Origin of the sequence: Caballeronia sp. LZ034LL (assembly GCF_031451215.1) — a bacterium.
Lineage (GTDB): Bacteria > Pseudomonadota > Gammaproteobacteria > Burkholderiales > Burkholderiaceae > Caballeronia.
Map to the genome: position 1 here is coordinate 24518 of NZ_JARUXR010000006.1, position 16702 is coordinate 41219.

At 63.8% G+C, this 16702-nt stretch carries 16 protein-coding genes and 2 pseudogenes; 14 read left to right on the forward strand and 4 right to left on the reverse strand.

Annotation, left to right across the window (positions count from 1 at the left end; genetic code table 11):
* Positions 1-49: 49 nt before the first annotated feature.
* Positions 50-2116 carry an EAL domain-containing protein gene (locus QCE83_RS34665; protein WP_309821366.1) on the reverse strand — a complete coding sequence of 689 codons (2067 nt, stop codon included), beginning with the start codon at positions 2114-2116 and terminating at the stop codon, positions 50-52.
* Positions 2117-2636: 520 nt separating this feature from the next.
* Here QCE83_RS34665 and QCE83_RS34670 point away from each other — a divergent pair.
* Positions 2637-3005: a hypothetical protein gene (locus QCE83_RS34670; RefSeq protein WP_309821368.1), complete on the forward strand. Its 369-nt coding sequence runs from the start codon at positions 2637-2639 to the stop codon at positions 3003-3005.
* An 18-nt stretch (positions 3006-3023) separates the two neighbouring features.
* Here the strand turns inward: QCE83_RS34670 and QCE83_RS34675 are convergent, their stop codons facing one another.
* On the reverse strand, positions 3024-3929 hold the full coding sequence (locus QCE83_RS34675; protein ID WP_309821369.1) for a LysR family transcriptional regulator: 906 nt from the start codon (positions 3927-3929) through the stop codon (positions 3024-3026).
* A gap of 149 nt (positions 3930-4078) precedes the next feature.
* Between QCE83_RS34675 and QCE83_RS34680 the strand changes: the two genes are divergently transcribed.
* The 13 genes from QCE83_RS34680 to QCE83_RS34740 all read left to right on the forward strand — a co-directional run bounded on the left by QCE83_RS34680 (position 4079) and on the right by QCE83_RS34740 (position 15187).
* Positions 4079-4930, forward strand: coding sequence for a substrate-binding domain-containing protein (locus tag QCE83_RS34680; RefSeq protein ID WP_309821372.1), 852 nt, complete (start codon positions 4079-4081; stop codon positions 4928-4930).
* A gap of 4 nt (positions 4931-4934) precedes the next feature.
* On the forward strand, positions 4935-5615 hold the full coding sequence (locus tag QCE83_RS34685; RefSeq protein WP_309821374.1) for an amino acid ABC transporter permease: 681 nt from the start codon (positions 4935-4937) through the stop codon (positions 5613-5615).
* A complete protein-coding gene (locus QCE83_RS34690) occupies positions 5605-6267 on the forward strand; it encodes an amino acid ABC transporter permease (protein WP_309821377.1) in 663 nt (220 codons plus the stop codon). The genes QCE83_RS34685 and QCE83_RS34690 overlap by 11 nt, the downstream gene beginning before the upstream one ends.
* A gap of 30 nt (positions 6268-6297) precedes the next feature.
* Entirely contained in the window at positions 6298-7257 is a 960-nt protein-coding gene (locus tag QCE83_RS34695) for an agmatinase (protein WP_309821378.1), read from the forward strand.
* Complete coding sequence (locus QCE83_RS34700) at positions 7254-7994, forward strand: amino acid ABC transporter ATP-binding protein (RefSeq protein WP_309821380.1); 741 nt, start codon at positions 7254-7256, stop codon at positions 7992-7994. Before QCE83_RS34695 ends, QCE83_RS34700 begins: the two co-directional genes overlap by 4 nt.
* A 22-nt stretch (positions 7995-8016) precedes the next feature.
* The gene (locus QCE83_RS34705; RefSeq protein ID WP_309821382.1) at positions 8017-8430 is read left to right on the forward strand and encodes a RidA family protein; all 414 of its coding nucleotides are present in this window, start codon (positions 8017-8019) and stop codon (positions 8428-8430) included.
* Entirely contained in the window at positions 8427-9563 is a 1137-nt protein-coding gene (gene argE, locus QCE83_RS34710; RefSeq protein WP_309821384.1) for an acetylornithine deacetylase, read from the forward strand. The genes QCE83_RS34705 and argE overlap by 4 nt, the downstream gene beginning before the upstream one ends.
* 62 nt (positions 9564-9625) lie before the next feature.
* Positions 9626-10525: a LysR family transcriptional regulator gene (locus QCE83_RS34715; RefSeq protein WP_309821387.1), complete on the forward strand. Its 900-nt coding sequence runs from the start codon at positions 9626-9628 to the stop codon at positions 10523-10525.
* Positions 10526-10708: 183 nt separating this feature from the next.
* Positions 10709-12031 (forward strand): MFS transporter, encoded by a 1323-nt coding sequence (locus QCE83_RS34720; RefSeq protein ID WP_309821389.1) that lies wholly within the window; start codon positions 10709-10711, stop codon positions 12029-12031.
* Positions 12032-12060: 29 nt separating this feature from the next.
* Positions 12061-13104, forward strand: a complete 1044-nt coding sequence (locus QCE83_RS34725; RefSeq protein WP_309821392.1) for an amidohydrolase family protein — start codon at positions 12061-12063, stop codon at positions 13102-13104.
* Complete coding sequence (locus tag QCE83_RS34730) at positions 13101-13769, forward strand: RraA family protein (RefSeq protein WP_309821394.1); 669 nt, start codon at positions 13101-13103, stop codon at positions 13767-13769. Before QCE83_RS34725 ends, QCE83_RS34730 begins: the two co-directional genes overlap by 4 nt.
* 64 nt (positions 13770-13833) lie before the next feature.
* Positions 13834-14226, forward strand: a complete 393-nt coding sequence (locus QCE83_RS34735) for a hypothetical protein (protein WP_309821396.1) — start codon at positions 13834-13836, stop codon at positions 14224-14226.
* A gap of 124 nt (positions 14227-14350) precedes the next feature.
* A complete protein-coding gene (locus QCE83_RS34740) occupies positions 14351-15187 on the forward strand; it encodes a bifunctional allantoicase/(S)-ureidoglycine aminohydrolase (RefSeq protein WP_309821397.1) in 837 nt (278 codons plus the stop codon).
* Positions 15188-15197: 10 nt separating this feature from the next.
* On the opposite strand, the pseudogene QCE83_RS34745 reads toward QCE83_RS34740, so the two are convergent.
* Both QCE83_RS34745 and sdhB read right to left on the reverse strand, forming a co-directional pair.
* Positions 15198-16388: pseudogene (locus tag QCE83_RS34745) on the reverse strand (amidohydrolase family protein).
* A gap of 139 nt (positions 16389-16527) precedes the next feature.
* Positions 16528-16702 (reverse strand): annotated as a pseudogene (sdhB, locus tag QCE83_RS34750) (succinate dehydrogenase iron-sulfur subunit); the annotation flags it as partial.

Consider the following 16702-nt stretch of genomic DNA (forward strand, 5'->3'; position numbering starts at 1 on the left):
CGTCTTGGACTTCATTCCGGTGGACAACGGATGCCCAGCGCATCCGATGCTATTCGGACACGACGCGGCCGGCTTCGACGGTCTTCATGAACTGTTCCGGCGCCATGGGCCGTCCCAGCAGAAAACCCTGCAACATGTCGCAGCCCAGCTGGCCGAGGAAAGCCTGCTGCTCCTCCGTCTCGACGCCCTCCGCAACGACGCGCAGATTCAGCGTGCGCCCCAGCGCGACGATGGCCGCCACGATGGCCGCGTCCTCGGTATCGCGCCGCAGATCGCGGATAAAGCCCCGATCGATTTTCAGTTCATGGGCGGGCAGCCGCTTCAGATAAAGAAGACTGGAATAGCCCGTTCCGAAATCATCAATAGCAATCCGCACGCCTGTTTCGCGCAACTGTTTCAGCACGCTGAGGCTGACTTCGACGTCGTGCATCGCGGTGGATTCGGTGATCTCAAGAATCAGGTGACGCGGTTCGAGCCGATGCTGCACGAGCGCCTGGCGCACCACCTGCACGAGGCTGGTGTGGACGAACTGCGTGGCCGACAGATTCACGGCGACGCTCCAGTCCGTGTGCCCCGCCTCGACCCAGATGCGCATCTGACGGCAGGCTTCGTTGAGGGCCCATTCGCCGATGGGCACCATCAGTCCGCTCTTCTCGGCAATCGGGAGAAACTCGTCCGGCGCCATCAGGCCCCGCGACGGATGCTTCCAGCGCAGCAGTGCTTCCGCCCCCACCACGGGACCGCCGCGCGCCTGGAATTTCGGCTGATAGTGCAGGACCAGCTGGCCCGCCGAGAGCGCCGTGCGCAGCTCACGCGCCAGCTGCATGTGCTCGTAGGCGTCTGCGTGCATGGACGGCTCGAAGAAGCAGTAGTTGTTGCGGCCCATGGCCTTGGCGCGGTACATCGCGGTATCGGCGCTCGTCAGCAGCTCGCTCTGGGTCCTGCCATGCTCGGGATGACAGGCAATGCCGATACTCGTCGAAACCTGGATTTCATGCTCGCCCGCCGAATACGGTTCTTCGACGATGCGGATCAGCGTGGCCGCCATCTTCGCCACGTCCACCGGCCGGGTGACCTCGCACAACAAAACGAACTCGTCGCCGCCCACGCGGGCGAAGGTGTCATTCGCGCGCACGCTGGCGCCGATGCGCCGCGCGACGTCGACCAGCAGGCGGTCTCCCACCTGGTGCCCGAACGCGTCGTTGACGGCCTTGAAGCCGTCGAGGTCGAGGAACATCAACGTGAAGTGCCGCCCTCGCTGGATGAGCTGGTTCAGGCGGTCATCGAGCAGGACGCGGTTGGGCAGCTTGGTCAGGCTGTCGTGCAGGGCAAGATGGATCAGCTCCTTGTTGGCTTCCGCGAGCGACCGGGACAGCGCGGCGGTACGCAGTTCGAGCCTGAGTTCCAGCACCGATACGATCAGCGCGATGCTCAGCACCGCCACTGTCACGATAATGACAATGGCGGCCAGCCATGACGTGTTGGTCCCGTGACGCGCGGCCTCGCATATGCTGCCCAGCGGAAAATGCGCGGCCGCCATGCCGGTGTAATGCATGCCGACGATGGCCGACCCCATCAGCAGCGATGCGCCCCCGCGAAACAGGAACACGCCCGCCGCCCTGCCGCGGATATGGAAAGCGGTCCACAAGGCCGCGCCCGAAGCCGCGACGGCGATGACAATCGACAGCGCAACCAGACTCCAGTCGTAGTCGATGACCGGGTTCATCTGCATTGCGGCCATGCCCGTGTAGTGCATGCCGGCGATGGCGGGCCCCATGAGCAGCGAGCCCAGCATCAGCCGGCGCCACGGCAGCGCGTACCGGCTGACGAGCCACAACGCAAAGGTGGACGCCGCGACGGCGATCAGCAGCGAAAAAAAAGTGATGGTCGGGTCATAGCCGACCGGGATGGGCAGGTCGAAGGCGAGCATGCCGACGAAGTGCATCGACCAAATTCCCAACCCCATTGCACAGCCGCCGCCGACGAGCCAGAGAGAGCCGGCCAGACCCTTGGCCGATGCCACACGGCCGGCCATGTCGAGCGCGGTATAGGAAGCCAGGATCGCTACGAACAGCGAACAGACGACGAGGAGCGGATTATAGGAAGTGGCGAGCATTTATTCCGGATTGCTTTTTTTCAGCAACGCTTGTGTGTTGCTGGTGTTCCAAGAATGAACAGCTTCAACCTCGTGCCCATCTGCTTCCGAAACAGAGGCACGCGCCATTCTGAACCGAACGTGCGCAACTGTCACAGCATTTTCGTGCGTTGAAAAAGCCCTCTATGAAACGATCGAACAGTCTGTTTCCAATAAAGCCTTTATGCAGTTTCCATGCCAATTGTCTTACCAGAAACGTGCACCGCGTATCCCATGTGCGGCGGGCGTCACGGGGTCTGTTACGTTACAAGCACACAGTGTTACGTCCATTCGTCCCGCGCGTACGTATTGCATTAATGACCCAGGATGTTATCGGTGGATCTTGTGAAAGGAACTGGAATCGGGCCTTGAGGCCGCTGCATAGCGTGTGCAACGGAAAGGACGTGTGCCTCAAAGGCCGCCCACCTTACCGGCGCATTACTCGGCATGACGATTGCACATTGGTCGCGCCAGTCACGACGTATGGATGGAGAAATAGATCATGGAAAGCGGAAGCGTGGGTTACAGCTATCTCGGGATTCCCGAGCGTCTGGCCGGCGTGCTGTGGGCTACCGTGCGCGAGATGCAGATGAGTCTGGCGGGCCGGGAGGATTCTTCATGGGCGCAATTGACGAGTGCATCGCTCAGCCGGTGTGTACTGCACTTTGCCTGTCTTTACCGGGAACACGGCAGCCGTGACCCGCGACCCGAGGTAGCCTGCTCCGAAGTCTTCCATCTGTTCTCCGAGCAATTGCTCTCCGATACGACCGCCGCCGAATGGCGCGTGCCCGATCATCTCGTTCCTGTCGTGGCGGGGGCGATTGCCGCCTGTGGCGAACTCGTCGTCGATCGCATGAACCGCGTGGTGTAAAGACCCTCCATCCTCCGTTCACGCACTGTCATGCAACTGTTGCAGAAGATCGAGGAACAGATCGAGCGCGCGCGTGCGGGGCCGCGAGATCTCGGTGATGGCGCTGATGGTGTTTTCGTATACCGGCACGCCCGGAACCTTGACGAGCGACTGCCGCTTCGCGAACGAAGCCGCATAGAACTGCGGCAGCAAGCCGACATAGTGCCCTGACAGCACGAGCATCGCGACCGCCTCCAGACCCGAAGCCGACGGCCCCCGCGCCATGCCGAGCGTATTGAGCATCTCGTGCACGAAGGGTTGCGAACGATACACCAGCGGCAGCGCCGCGGCATCGCGGAGACTGCGGCGCGCCACATAAAGCTGCTGGCGCTCGATGAAGAGCGGCAGGTAGTGAAAGCCGGCCTCGCGCCGGTACATTCCGCGAATTGCGACCTGCACGCGACGCTCGCGCAACGCGAGATCGAGTTCGTTGAAGGTCATCACGCGCAGTTCAACGCTCACATCCGGCGCCAGTTCCTTGAGCGAGGCCAGCGCTTCCGGCAGATGACAGCCTTCGTCGCTGACGATGTGCTCGACCATGCCGATGGCGAGCGTTCCGGACAACACGCCGCGCACCGCATCAATTTCCGGACGGATGCGCGCGAGCGACATCAGCGCATCGCGTGCGAGTTCAAGCGCCACCTTGCCCGCATGCGTCAGAACGAAGCCTGACGGCCCGCGTTCGCACAGCCGCGCGCCGAGTGTGTCCTCGACCTCACGGATATGCCGGCTGATCGATGCCTTCGACATGTTGAGCTGCTTCTCGGCGGCGGCGAAACCGTTCGCCTGTGCGACCGAGCAGAAGATGCGCAGCGAGCGCAGGTCACGCTCGCTGAAGTCGGGGCGCTTGGCGACGGGATGTTTGACGGCGGATCGTTCGGACATGGCGGCGAAGAAAAAGCTTCAGTAGAAGGTTACGTTTTTCGGAACCATACCGATAAAAAAATCATTTTTCACTCTCTTTATGGCGACATACATTTCGGCTGCCTCGTCCCCGAGCGTCCCTCAAGCCGTCCCCTCAAGCGGAGAAAGCAATGAAAAACTGGTCCAGACGATCTTTTGTGAAAGCGACGCTCGCGTCGGGCGCCGCGCTCGCGCTGCCGACCATCGCGCGCGCCGAAGGCGGCACGCTCGCCGATATCAAGAAGCGCGGCAAGCTCGTGGTGGGCACCGAGGCCGCGTACGAGCCGTTCGAATTCGTCGAGAACGGCCAGATCGTCGGCTATGGGCATGACGTGCTGGAACTGATGGCGGCGAAACTCGGCGTCAAGCTCGAACAAATGAACCTGCCGTTCCAGGGTTTGCTGCCGGGCCTGATGGCGCACAAGTTCGACTTCGTGGCGACCAGCGTCGGCATTACGCCGGAACGTGCGAAGCGTTTCGCGTTCAGCGAGCCGGTAGGCGTCGTGCGTTCGGTGCTGATGGTGCGCGCAGACGACAAGAGCATCAACCGCGACCTCGACATCGGCGGCAAGATCATCGGCACGCAGATGGGTTCGTCGTCGCAGCCGGTGGCCACCGAGTTCGAGAAGGAACTGAAGGACAAGACCGGCAAGGGCTACGCGGACACCAAGCTGTTCCAGGCGTATCCGGACGTCTCCAACGCGCTGGCGAACAAGACCATCGATGTCGCGCTGATGCCGTCGAACATCGCCGCCGTGCAGATGAAGCGCCAGCCGAACGCGTTCCGCATCGCCGGCACCATCGGTCAGCCGAAGCTGCTCGCGTGGGTCGCGAATCCGAACGATCTCGAGATCCGCAAATTCATCAACGATTCGCTCGAATCTTTCCGGAACGACGGCAAGCTCGCCGCGCTCCAGACCAAATGGTTCGGCGCCGCGATGGACACGCCGCGCAGCGGCTATCTGCCCGACGGCGCGATCTGACGCCATGTTCGACTGGATCGATCCGGGCGGCGTCATCGCGCCCTTCCTCGACGGCGTCGTATCCGGCACGGCACTGACGCTGGGCGCGTCGGCATGCGCCTTCGTGATCGGGCTCGCACTCGGCATCGTGCTGCTGCTCGCGCGCATTTCGCCGTTCGCGCCGCTGCGCTCGCTGGTCGTGCTGTGGGTCAGCCTGATCCGCGGCACGCCTGCGCTGATCCACATGCTGATCGCGTACTACATGGTGCCCGCACTGCTCGACATCTCGATCTCGCCGGTCACGGCGGGGATCGCCGCGCTGGCCTGTAACACCAGCGCGTATATCGTCGAAATCCTGCGCGGCGCGCTTGGCACGATCTCCTGGGGTCAGCGCGCCGCAGGCTATGCGGTGGGCATGCGCACCTCGCAGGTCTGGCGTCATGTGCTGCTGCCGCAAGTGATCTATCGCTCGATTCCGCCGCTCACCAGCGAGTTCACGATCCTGCTGAAGGCGTCCTCGCTGATGTCGATCATCGCCGTGCCCGAGCTCGCGACCGTCGCACGCAATGCGACGTTGCAGACCGACTTGCCGCTGCAGGTTTTCGCGATCACGGCCGCCGTTTATTTCGTGATCCTGTTCCTGATTTCCGCTGCTTCGCGACTGTGCGAACGCCGCGTTGCGAGGATGCTTCCCCATGGCCATTGATTTCTCGATCGTCCGTGAAGCGATTCCCCCGCTGCTCGAAGGATTGCGCATCACCGCGCTGGTCAGCGTGACCGGCATTCCGCTGGGTATCGTGCTGGGCATCGTGGCGGCCTATGCGGCGCAGTCGCGCACCGTGCTGCGGCCCGTGGCGCTCGCCTATGTCGAACTGGTGCGCAACATTCCGTACCTGATCCTCGTGTACCTGGCGTTCTTCGGCCTGCCGAAACTGGGCGTGCCGGCCTCGGCGATGACGGTGGCGATCGGCTGCACGGTGTTCTACACCGGCGGCTACTTCTGCGAGATCCTGCGCGCCGCATTGCGTTCCGTGCCGCGCGGCCAGACCTTCGCGTCGCTGTCGCTCGGCATGACGTTCTGGCAGGCGCAGCGCCATATCATCGCGCCGCAGCTGTTCGGCTTCATCACGCCGCCGACCACGAGCCTCGTCATCATGATGTTCAAGGACTCCGCCATCTTCTCCGTGATGAGCCTTCCGGAGATGACGTACCAGAGCAACCTGCTCACCGCGAACACGTTCGCCTATGTCGAAGTTCTCGGCACGACGGCCTTGATGTACTGGATCTGCAGCGTTCTGCTGGCGGGCGCCGGCCGGCGCCTGGAGACCGTGATCGGCCGCCGCACGCGTCATGTCTGACGCGCCTTCCCCTCACTCTGGAGACACCCCATGACCCAATACACTGTCGCGCCGCGCGTCGGCCATCCCACGCTGCTGTACTCGGAACTCGATCTCGACATCGACAACCTGAAGGCCGACATCGCCGTGCTCGGCATGCCGTATGGCGCGCCCTATGACGCATCGGACTTCAGCAACGACCAGACCAACGCGCCCTCGGCGATCCGCCAGGCGACGGACCGCGTCGTGCGCAAGCCGTATCACTACGACTTCGACATCGACGGTCCGCTGCTGCAAGGCCGTACCGATGTGCGCTTCGTCGATTGCGGCGACATCATCCCCGACCTGACGAAGCCCGGCGAACACTATGCGCGCGCCGAAGCGGCGGTGCGCCGCATCGCGGCGGGCGGCGCGATGCCCATCGTGCTCGGCGGCGATCACGGCATCACCACGCCGGTGCTGCGCGGCCTCGACCAGAAAGGCCCGATCACGCTGGTGCATATCGATGCCCACCTCGACTGGCGCGACGATGTCAACGGCGTGCGCGAAGGCCTCTCCAGCCCGATCCGCCGCGCTTCCGAAATGGCGCACGTCGACCGCATCATCCAGATCGGTCTGCGCGCGCAAGGCAGCGGACGCCCCGAGGAACTGGTCGCGGCACGCGCTTATGGCTCGGACCTGGTGACGGCTTACGAGCTGCATGACATCGGCATGGAGGCGGTGCTCGCCCGCATTCCCGACGGCGGCAACTACTACCTGACCATCGACGCGGACGGTCTCGATCCCTCGGTGATGCCGGCGGTGGCGGGACCGGCGCCGGGCGGCGTGACCTTCGTGCAGGCGCGCAAGCTGATTCACGGTCTGGTGAAGAAGGGTCGCGTGGTGGGCATGGACATCGTCGAGATCCAGCCGGAGAAGGACGACAAGAACCTGATCTCGTGCATCACGGCGGGCCGCCTGATTCTCAACCTGATCGGCGCGTCGATCCGCGCGGGGTATTTCGACAAATGACGACACCGGTCATCGAGATTCGCGGCATCGACAAATGGTACGGTGCGCATCACGTGCTCAAGCAGTGTTCGACGCACGTGAACAAGGGCGAGATCGTCGTGGTCTGCGGGCCTTCGGGTTCCGGAAAATCGACGCTCATCAAGACGGTGAATGCGCTGGAGCCGTTCCAGAAAGGCGACATTCTCGTCGACGGCACCTCGCTCGCCGCGAAGTCGACCAACCTGCCGAAGCTGCGCAGCCGCGTCGGCATGGTGTTCCAGCATTTCGAGCTGTTCCCGCATCTCGACCTGACGCGCAACCTGACGCTCGCGCAGCGCATCGTGCTGGGCCGCGACGAGACGAGCGCGAGGGCGAAGGCGCGCGAACTGCTCGATCGCGTCGGGCTCTCGACGCATGCGCACAAGTACCCCGGGCAGTTGTCGGGCGGCCAGCAGCAGCGCGTCGCCATCGCGCGTGCGCTCTCGATGGACCCCATGGCGATGCTGTTCGACGAACCGACTTCCGCGCTCGATCCCGAGATGGTGAACGAGGTGCTCGACGTGATGGTGAAGCTTGCGCGCGAAGGCATGACCATGATGGTGGTGACGCACGAGATGGGCTTCGCGCGGCGCGTCGCACATCGCGTCGTGTTCATGGAGGACGGCGCGATCATCGAGGACAGCCCGACCGATGCTTTCTTCCAGGACGCGGCCAGTCCTGCGGTGAAACGCTTTCTTTCGAAAATTCTTCAGCACTGATTCCACTTTTTTTCGATACGACATGACCACGCATACCCGCATCCGCAAGTTCAATACGCGCGAAACCTATCCGGAACAGAAGCTCGATAACGACCTGTGCCAGGCCGTAATCGCCGGCAATACGATCTATCTGCGCGGCCAGATCGGCCAGGATCTCGACACGCGCGAGTCGGTGGGCATCGGCGACGTCACCGCGCAGACCGAGAAGGCGATGGCGAACGTCAAGATGCTGCTCGACGAATGCGGCAGCAAGCTCGAAGACATCTGCAAGGTGACGGTCTACATCATCGATCCGCGCTATCGCGAGGCCGTCTATAACGTGATGGGCCGTTGGCTCAAGGGCGTGTTTCCGGTTTCCACCGGCATCGTCGTGCAGGCGCTCGCGCGGCCCGAGTGGCTGGTCGAGATCGACGTCACCGCGGTGAAGCCGGCATGACGACTAGCCGCAGCGCCGGGTTGCTGAAGGCGCTGATCGCCTTCCCGACGATCTCGCGCACGCCCAATCTCGCGCTGATCGAGCATGTCGCGGGGCTGCTCGGCGCGGCGGGGATCGCGTGCACGCTCGTCAGGAACGATGCAGGAACCTGCGCCAACCTGTTCGCGAGCACGGGGCCGGCGCATGTGCCCGGCGTGATGCTCTCGGGCCATACCGATGTCGTGCCGGTCGAAGGCCAGCCATGGACCGTGCCGCCCTTCGAGGCGACGGTGCGCGACGGACGCCTCTACGGACGCGGCTCGGCCGACATGAAAGGCTTCGTTGCGTGCGCAGTCGTCGCGATGCTCGATGCCTCGGCACGCACGCTGAAGAAGCCGTTGCAGCTCGCGCTGTCGTATGACGAGGAGATTGGCTGCGTCGGCGTGCGGCGGCTGATCGACGTGTTGGAAAGCGCGCCGGTACGGCCCGAGCTGTGCGTGGTCGGCGAGCCGACGATGATGCAGATCGCCACCGGCCACAAGGGCAAGGCCGCGTATCGCGCGGTCTGTTGCGGCGAGGAAGGTCATTCGGCCCTTGCACCGAAGTACACGAACGCCATTCACGTCGCCACCGACTGGATCACGGCGATGCGCGCCGCGCAGCAGCAGCTTGCGGAACATGGCGCACAGGACGACGGTTACGACGTGCCTTACTCGACGATTCACGTCGGCACGATTCACGGCGGCCGTGCGTTGAATATCGTGCCGAACGAGTGCACGCTCGACTTCGAGATCCGCACGCTGGCAGCGGATCGTGCGGATGCGATTCTCGACGGCATCCGGGCGCGCGCTGCGGCGGATGGTGGCACGCCGTTGCCGGAGATCGAGGAAGTAAATGCCTATCCCGGTCTCGATACGCACGTGACAAGCGACGCGGTGCGTTTTCTCGAAGCGCTGTTGCCGCAAGGAACGCACACGCGCAAGGTCGCGTTCGGTACGGAAGGCGGCTTGTTCTCGACGCGGCTCTCGGTGCCGGCGCTGGTGTGCGGTCCTGGCGATATCGCTGTCGCGCACAAGCCGGATGAGTTTGTCGAGCTGGCGCAGCTGGATGCGTGCGACGCGTTTCTGGCGCAGTTGGTGGGGAGTCTGAGCTAGCGAAAGACCGGGACGGGCAGACCTTGTGACATCATGAGGTCCTCTTCCCCATGAACACGCCGATGAACTTCAGATCCCTCCAATGCTTCGTCATTCTCGCCGAGGAACTGAACTTCAGCCGTGCAGCGGAGCGCCTGCACATCGCGCAACCCGCCCTGAGCCAGCAGATACGTCTGCTGGAAGAACGCCTCGGCACGCAACTCGTCGACCGCGCGCGACGGCCGCTGCGGCTCACCGAAGCGGGCCACTATCTCTGCACGGAAGCGCGGCAGATCCTCGGCTCCTGGGAACAGGCGAGCCTCGGCGCGCAGCAGATAGGCGTTGGACGGCGCGGCTGGCTCTCGATCGGCTTCACGCGTTCCGCGATGTACAGCATTCTCCCGCCCGCGCTCAAAGCCTTTCATCACGCTTACCCCGAAGTCGAACTCAAGCTCTTCGAAATGCTGACCGAGGAGCAAACCGACGCCTTGCGCGACCTGCGCATCCATGTCGGCATCGGACGGCAGCCGCTCGACATCCCGGGCTGCACCTCCTACACGCTGCTGCGCGAGCACGTGGTGGCGGTACTCTCGCCCGATCATCCGCTTGCTGCACGAAAGAAAGTCCGCATCGCCGAACTCGCCGATACCCCGCTCATCGTCTATCCGAAACACCAGAACGCGCAGTTCAAGCACACCGTGCAGTCCTTGTATCGCGATGCGGGCGTGACGCCGTTCATCGCGCATCAGGCCTATGAAATCCAGACTGCGATCGCACTCGTCGCAGCAGGGCTCGGCGTGACTTTCGTCGGTGAATCCGTGGCGCGACACGGACGCGCGGACGTCGTGTTCCGCCCGCTCGCGGGCCCCGGCGCATCGCTCTGGTCGACGCTCGCCGCGACCTTCCGCAGCGAAGACGATTCAGCGCATCTGCACGCCTTCCTCCACTGCCTTCCGCCCTCTCTCGATTCACCCGCACTATAAGCAGAAGCTTATAGAAGCATAAGCAACGCGTCTTGGACGCGCGCCGCTGCGCTTCTTATCATCGATCAAACGTACAGGCTGGCTTGCTGTACGCGTCAGCCAGCCCGATTGCAAGAACGGCGCAGGCTGTTTGTAAAGCGGGGCCGCAGAGCCTCGCGATCCGATGAAGAACGTGGAGACGGCATGACCCCTTTCAACGAAGCGGCGACGATGCGAAAGGTCTACGGGCGCCTCATGCCCTTGCTCTTCGCCATGATGTTCTTCAACTATCTCGACCGCATCAATATCGGCTTCGCGGCGCTCGACATGAACAAGGCGCTCGGCTTCAGCCCGGCCGTGTTCGGCTTCGCAGGCAGCATCTTCTTCGTCGGCTACATGGTGCTCGAAGTGCCGAGCAACCTGCTGCTGCATCGCGTCGGCGCGCGCCGCTGGATCGCCCGCATCCTGCTGACGTGGGGCGCCGTCGCCGCGGCCACTGCCTTCGTCTTCGACGACAAGAGCTTCTACGTGCTGCGGTTCACGCTCGGCGTGATGGAAGCGGGCTTCCTGCCAGGCGTCGCGGTCTATCTGACCAAGTGGTTCCCGGTGCGCTACCGGGCCCGCGCGGTGGGCGGCTACATCATCGCGGGATCGTTCTCAGCGGTGCTCGGCGGCCCGATCTCGACCATCCTCATGACCTACGCGAACGGCGTGCTGGGCCTGCAAGGATGGCAGTGGATGTTCATCCTCGAAGGCGTTCCCGCGATGCTGCTCGGCCTGCTCACGCTGCGCATCATGACGGAGCGTCCCGCCGAAGCCGACTGGCTGCGCGACGACGAAAAGCAATGGCTCGAAACCACGCTCGCCGCCGAACGCGAAACCGTAGGCGGGGCCACGCACTTCCCGCTGTTGCGCGTCGCCGGCGACATCCGCGTATGGAGCCTCGCCTGCCTGTTCGGCTGCGCGCTGGTCGGCATCTACGGGCTGTTCCTGTGGCTGCCGCAGATCGTCAAGAGTCTCGGCCACCTGAGCAACATCGAAGTTGGCTTTCTCTCGGCCGCGCCGCCGCTGCTGGGCGTCCTCGGCACCTTCATCATCAGCCGCAGCTCCGACCGCACCGGCGACCGCAAGAAGCATCTCGCCTTCGTCTATGGCATGAGCGCCGTGGCCATCGCGGGCAGCGCCTATGCGCCGAATCCCGTCATCGCCTATGTGCTGCTGTGCGTGACCGGCCTCTTCATCTACGCAGGCAATCCGCTGTTCTGGAGTCTCGCGTCGTCGTTCCGGACCGGCGCAGCGGGCGCAGCAACCATCGCGCTCATCAACACGATCGCGCAGTTCGGCGGGCTGGTCGGGCCGTGGAGCATCGGCCTCGTGCGCAACGCAACCGGCAACTTCAAGCTCGCGTTGCTGACCATCGCGGCGTTCCTCGTCGTGGCCACCGTGATCGCGCTGGTCATGCGCGTCAAACCCGCCGACGACGAAGCCTCCTCCCTGCCCGCCGGTGACCCCGCCGCACGCACTTGAATTCGCACTCAACGCAACGGACCTTACGCATGATCATCGATTGCCATGGCCACTACACGACCTCGCCCCCGCAGCACGAAGCATGGCGTGCAAAACAGATCGCCGCGCTGAAGGACGGTCATACGCCGCCCCCGCTGCCCAGCGTCTCCGATGACGAGATTCGCGCGAGCATCGAAGGCGGGCAGTTGCGCATCCAGCGCGAACGCGGCACCGATCTCACCATCTTCTCGCCACGTGCCGCCGGCATGGGTCATCACCTCGCCACGGCCGAAGCCAATGCGGTCTGGTCAGGCGCATGCAACGACCTCGTGCATCGCGTGGTCGAACTGTTTCCGCGTAACTTCGTCGGCGTGTGTCAGTTGCCGCAGGCTCCCGGCGTGGCGCCGGACAACTGCATCGCCGAACTGCGGCGCTGCGTGGAAGAACTGGGCTTCATCGGCTGCAATCTGAATCCGGATCCATCGGGCGGTCATTGGTCCGGGCTGCCGCTCACGGACCGGTCCTGGTATCCGCTCTATGAAGCGATGGTCGAACTCGACGTGCCGGCCATGATCCACGTCTCGTCGTCGTGCAACCTGAACTTCCATGCAACGGGCGCGCATTACATCAACGGCGATACGTCCGCGTTCATGCAGTTGCTGAGCGCCGATCTGTTCGCCGACTTCCCGACGCTCAAGTTCATCATTCCGCACGGCGGCGGCGCGGTGCCCTATCACTGGGGACGCTATCGCGGACTCGCGCAGGACATGAAGCGGCCGCTGCTCACCGAGTATCTGCTCAACAACGTGTTCTTCGATACCTGCGTCTATCACCAGCCGGGCGCGGAGCTGCTCGCCAAGGTGATTCCGGCGAAGAACATCCTGTTTGCATCGGAGACGATCGGCGCGGTGCAGGGCATCGATCCCGAGACCGGCCATCATTACGACGATACGCGCCGCTATATCGACGCCATCGAATGGCTCGCCGATGCGGACCGTCAGCGCATCTACGAAGACAACGCGCGCGCCGTGTATGGACGTCTCAACGCGCAGCTCGAACGACAACAACAATCCATCGAAGGAGCAACGTCATGAATCCGGCCGGCTGGCGTGAACATGAATCGGCGCGACAGGCGAGCGCCGCGACGCTCGACGCGTTGCGCGAACTCGCGGTCTCGCTCCTGAGCGACAACATGGCCCGCGTGAGCGGCACAACCGGGCTGCGTCCGTATCATCGTCCGCGGCCGATGGCCGGCACCGCGGTCACGGTGCGCACACGCGGCGGCGACAATCTCGCGATTCATCGCGCGTTCGATTACTGCCGCCCCGGCGACGTGCTCGTGATCGATGGTGCAGGCGAACTTACGCAGGCCCTGATGGGCGACATCATGGCGAGCTATGCGGCGAGCCTCGGCGTGCAGGGCCTTGTGATCGATGGCGCCATCCGCGACGTCGGCGCGCTGAGCCAGCGTGATTTTCCGGTGTATGCGCGCGGCGTCACGCATCGCGGGCCCTACAAGAACGGACCCGGCGAGATCAACGTGCCGGTGACGGTGGGCGGCATGGTGGTGCATCCGGGCGATATCGTCGTCGGCGACGAGGACGGCGTGCTGGCCATTGCGCCCGCCGATGTCGAAGCCGTCATCGAAGGCGCGCGCAAGCAGGCAGCGAAAGAAGCGGCACAGCTCGAAGCCATCGCGCAAGGGCGCTTCGATCGCACCTGGGTCGCGGCACAGCGTGACCGGATGATGAACGGCTGAGGGCTTGCCGAACCCACGCCCGCGCGCGCATGATGACGCGTTCGCCTCTCCGACTTCACGCGTCATGCCCGATACCCTGGACACTGCAGCACTCATCGAACTCGCACGACACGCCGAGGCCGGCGATCCCGGCCCCTGCACCTGCACGAAAACCTCGCTCGACGGCTGGCAGTCACAACCGCTTTCTCTCGACGAAACGCAGCTCCGCGAGATCGGCACCTTGTGGCCGCAAGACGATCCGGAGCCCACGTTCGCCGAGTATCTGCCCAACAAGATCCAGTATTGGTCAGCGGACGCGCCCATCGCGCCGCGCTACTTCCCGTACAACCGTTGCGGCGTGTGGGAATGCTCGGTCTGCGGGCGTCTCTATCTGCGATACACGGAAGGCGGCGGCTACTTCGTGGATCGCCGCATTCGCGCCTTGCGTCTCGCACTGATCGAAGACGTTCCGCTGTAGGCCGTCACGGCGAAGGCGCCATCGGGCCGCGCCGAAAAGACTATGATGGATCGATGCGCGGCACGGCGCAACGATCACGGCTCCGCCACGCGCATGCGATGTCCACCCTTACGGAGACTCTCGTATGTCAAGCCAACCCTACTATGCGCCGCATGGCGGCCATCCGGCGCAGACCGAACTCCTGACCGACCGTGCGATGTTCACCGAAGCCTATGCCGTCATTCCGAAAGGCGTGATGCGCGACATCGTCACCAGTTATCTGCCGTTCTGGGACAAGACCCGTCTGTGGATCCTGGCGCGCCCGCTGACGGGATTCGCCGAGACGTTCTCGCAATACATCATGGAAGTCGCGCCCGGCGGCGGCAGTGAGCAGCCCGAGCAGGACCCCGATGCCGAAGGCGTGTTGTTCATCGTGGAAGGCGAGATCGAACTGACATTGCAAGGCGCACTGCACGTGCTCAAACCCGGCGGCTATGCCTTCATTCCACCCGGCGTGTCCTGGCAGATGCGCAATCGTCATCAGGATGCCGCGCGCTTTCACTGGCTGCGCAAGCACTATGAAGCCGTCGACGGCGTGCCGCTTCCCGATGCCTTCGTGACCAATGAACTGGATATCGAGCCCATTCCAATGCCCGGCACCGAAGGCCGCTGGGTGACGACGCGCTTCGTCGATCCCGAAGACATTCGTCACGACATGCACGTGAACATCGTCACGTTTCAGCCCGGCGGCGTGATTCCGTTCGCGGAAACGCACGTGATGGAACACGGGCTCTATGTGCTCGAAGGCAAGGCGGTGTATCGGCTGAATCAGGACTGGGTCGAAGTCGAGGCCGGCGACTTCATGTGGCTGCGCGCCTTCTGTCCGCAAGCGTGCTATTCAGGCGGACCGGGGCGCTTCCGCTATCTGTTGTACAAGGACGTCAACCGCCACGTGAAGCTCACGCTCGGCGCGCGGCGCTGACAAGGCTTCATCACGCGACGAGTGCGCCGTCGCGCGCGACGACACGCCCGTTCGCCATGACGAACTTGCGCTTCGGCCGCGCGACGACCGCCTGTGCGACGGACTCTGCATCGACGAGCACGAGATCCGCGCGCGCGCCTACATGCAGGCCATAGTCCGCAAAGCCGCAGCCGCGTGCTGCGGCTACGCTGACGGTATCGAACGCAAGCTGCAGATCGTCATCGCGCCGCAGGTCGTAGCGCATGCCGATCAGCATCGCGCGTTCGAGCATGTCGGGCACGCCGTAGGGCGTCCAGGTATCGCGTATGCCGTCGTTGCCGCCGAACATCGAGATGCCCTTGCGAATGCATGTCTACAAGGGCGGCACGGTGACTGACGGCGGCGCGCTCGTCATCAACGCCACCCGCAAGTACGCGATGCGATCGAGCAGGCTGTCGCGTTCGCGTTCCGGCAACGCGCCCAGACAGAAGCCATGGCTGATGACGACCTGCCCCTGCATGCCCGTTGCCTCGACGCGGTCGAGCAGCAGCCGCAGCGTGAATGCGCCCACTTCGCCGGGTTCGTGCAGATGAATGTCGATGGGCTTGCCATGGCGTTGCGCGAGCGCGAATGTCGTGTTCAACGAGGCCACCGGATCGCGGTCGATCAAGGCGGGATCGAGCGCGCCGAGCACGTCCGCACCTTCGGCGAGCGCGCGGTCGAGCAGTTCGGCCGTGCCCGGACGGATCAGCATGCCCGACTGCGGAAACGCGACGATCTGCATGTCGAGCATCTCGCGCAGGGCGTCGCGCGTGGCGAGCACGCCTTCGAGATGGCGCAGGCCCGCATCGGTATCGATGTCCACATGCGTGCGCAAACGCGTGGTCCCGGCCTGCACGAATGCATGCGCCAGTGCGAGCGATTGAGCTTTCGCGTCGTGTCCTGACGTGCTGCGGTACGCGCGCTCGTTACTGATGCGGTCGGTCAGCAATGGGCCGACTTCGTTGCGATACCACGGCAGTCCCCAGTGGGTCTTGTCGAGATGCGTATGGCCCTCGACGAAGCCCGGCAGCAGCAACGCACCGCCACCATCTTCGACGGGCATGCCGGGCGGCGCCGCGAGGTCAGGGCCGAGCGCTGCGATACGCTTGTCTTCGATGGTGACGGACACGCGCTGGCCATCGGCCATGCGAAGGTTGCTGAGGTGAAGTGAGCGCGGCATGAACGCACCTGGGACGGTTGGCTTCGTAAGCGGGAATAGTACTCTGCCGGACCGTGACCGCTTTTGGCACGCGCCAAACAAAAAGGCGCGGCCTTTTGAGGGGCCGCGCCTTTCGCGTTGTCCGATGCCTTGCCTTGCCTTAAACCGCCCGGCGCACCATCAATTCCTTGATCTTGCCGATCGCCTTGGTCGGGTTGAGCCCCTTTGGGCACACGTCGACGCAATTCATGATCGTATGGCAACGGAACAGACGGTACGGATCTTCCAGGTTGTCGAGTCGTTCGCCCGTCGCTTCGTCACGGCTGTCCGCGATG

Excerpts from the sequence above, each read along its gene's own strand:
- QCE83_RS34740 (WP_309821397.1), top strand. The coding sequence starts at position 14,351 with ATGTCAAGCCAACCCTACTATGCGCCGCATGGCGGCCATCCGGCGCAG.
- QCE83_RS34695 (WP_309821378.1), top strand. The coding sequence starts at position 6,298 with ATGACCCAATACACTGTCGCGCCGCGCGTCGGCCATCCCACGCTGCTG.
- argE (WP_309821384.1), top strand. The coding sequence starts at position 8,427 with ATGACGACTAGCCGCAGCGCCGGGTTGCTGAAGGCGCTGATCGCCTTC.
- QCE83_RS34720 (WP_309821389.1), top strand. The coding sequence starts at position 10,709 with ATGACCCCTTTCAACGAAGCGGCGACGATGCGAAAGGTCTACGGGCGC.
- QCE83_RS34705 (WP_309821382.1), top strand. The coding sequence starts at position 8,017 with ATGACCACGCATACCCGCATCCGCAAGTTCAATACGCGCGAAACCTAT.
- QCE83_RS34690 (WP_309821377.1), top strand. The coding sequence starts at position 5,605 with ATGGCCATTGATTTCTCGATCGTCCGTGAAGCGATTCCCCCGCTGCTC.
- QCE83_RS34685 (WP_309821374.1), top strand. The coding sequence starts at position 4,935 with ATGTTCGACTGGATCGATCCGGGCGGCGTCATCGCGCCCTTCCTCGAC.
- QCE83_RS34735 (WP_309821396.1), top strand. The coding sequence starts at position 13,834 with ATGCCCGATACCCTGGACACTGCAGCACTCATCGAACTCGCACGACAC.
- QCE83_RS34680 (WP_309821372.1), top strand. The coding sequence starts at position 4,079 with ATGAAAAACTGGTCCAGACGATCTTTTGTGAAAGCGACGCTCGCGTCG.
- QCE83_RS34665 (WP_309821366.1), bottom strand. The coding sequence starts at position 2,116 with ATGCTCGCCACTTCCTATAATCCGCTCCTCGTCGTCTGTTCGCTGTTC.
- QCE83_RS34670 (WP_309821368.1), top strand. The coding sequence starts at position 2,637 with ATGGAAAGCGGAAGCGTGGGTTACAGCTATCTCGGGATTCCCGAGCGT.
- QCE83_RS34700 (WP_309821380.1), top strand. The coding sequence starts at position 7,254 with ATGACGACACCGGTCATCGAGATTCGCGGCATCGACAAATGGTACGGT.
- QCE83_RS34675 (WP_309821369.1), bottom strand. The coding sequence starts at position 3,929 with ATGTCCGAACGATCCGCCGTCAAACATCCCGTCGCCAAGCGCCCCGAC.
- QCE83_RS34730 (WP_309821394.1), top strand. The coding sequence starts at position 13,101 with ATGAATCCGGCCGGCTGGCGTGAACATGAATCGGCGCGACAGGCGAGC.
- QCE83_RS34725 (WP_309821392.1), top strand. The coding sequence starts at position 12,061 with ATGATCATCGATTGCCATGGCCACTACACGACCTCGCCCCCGCAGCAC.
- QCE83_RS34715 (WP_309821387.1), top strand. The coding sequence starts at position 9,626 with ATGAACTTCAGATCCCTCCAATGCTTCGTCATTCTCGCCGAGGAACTG.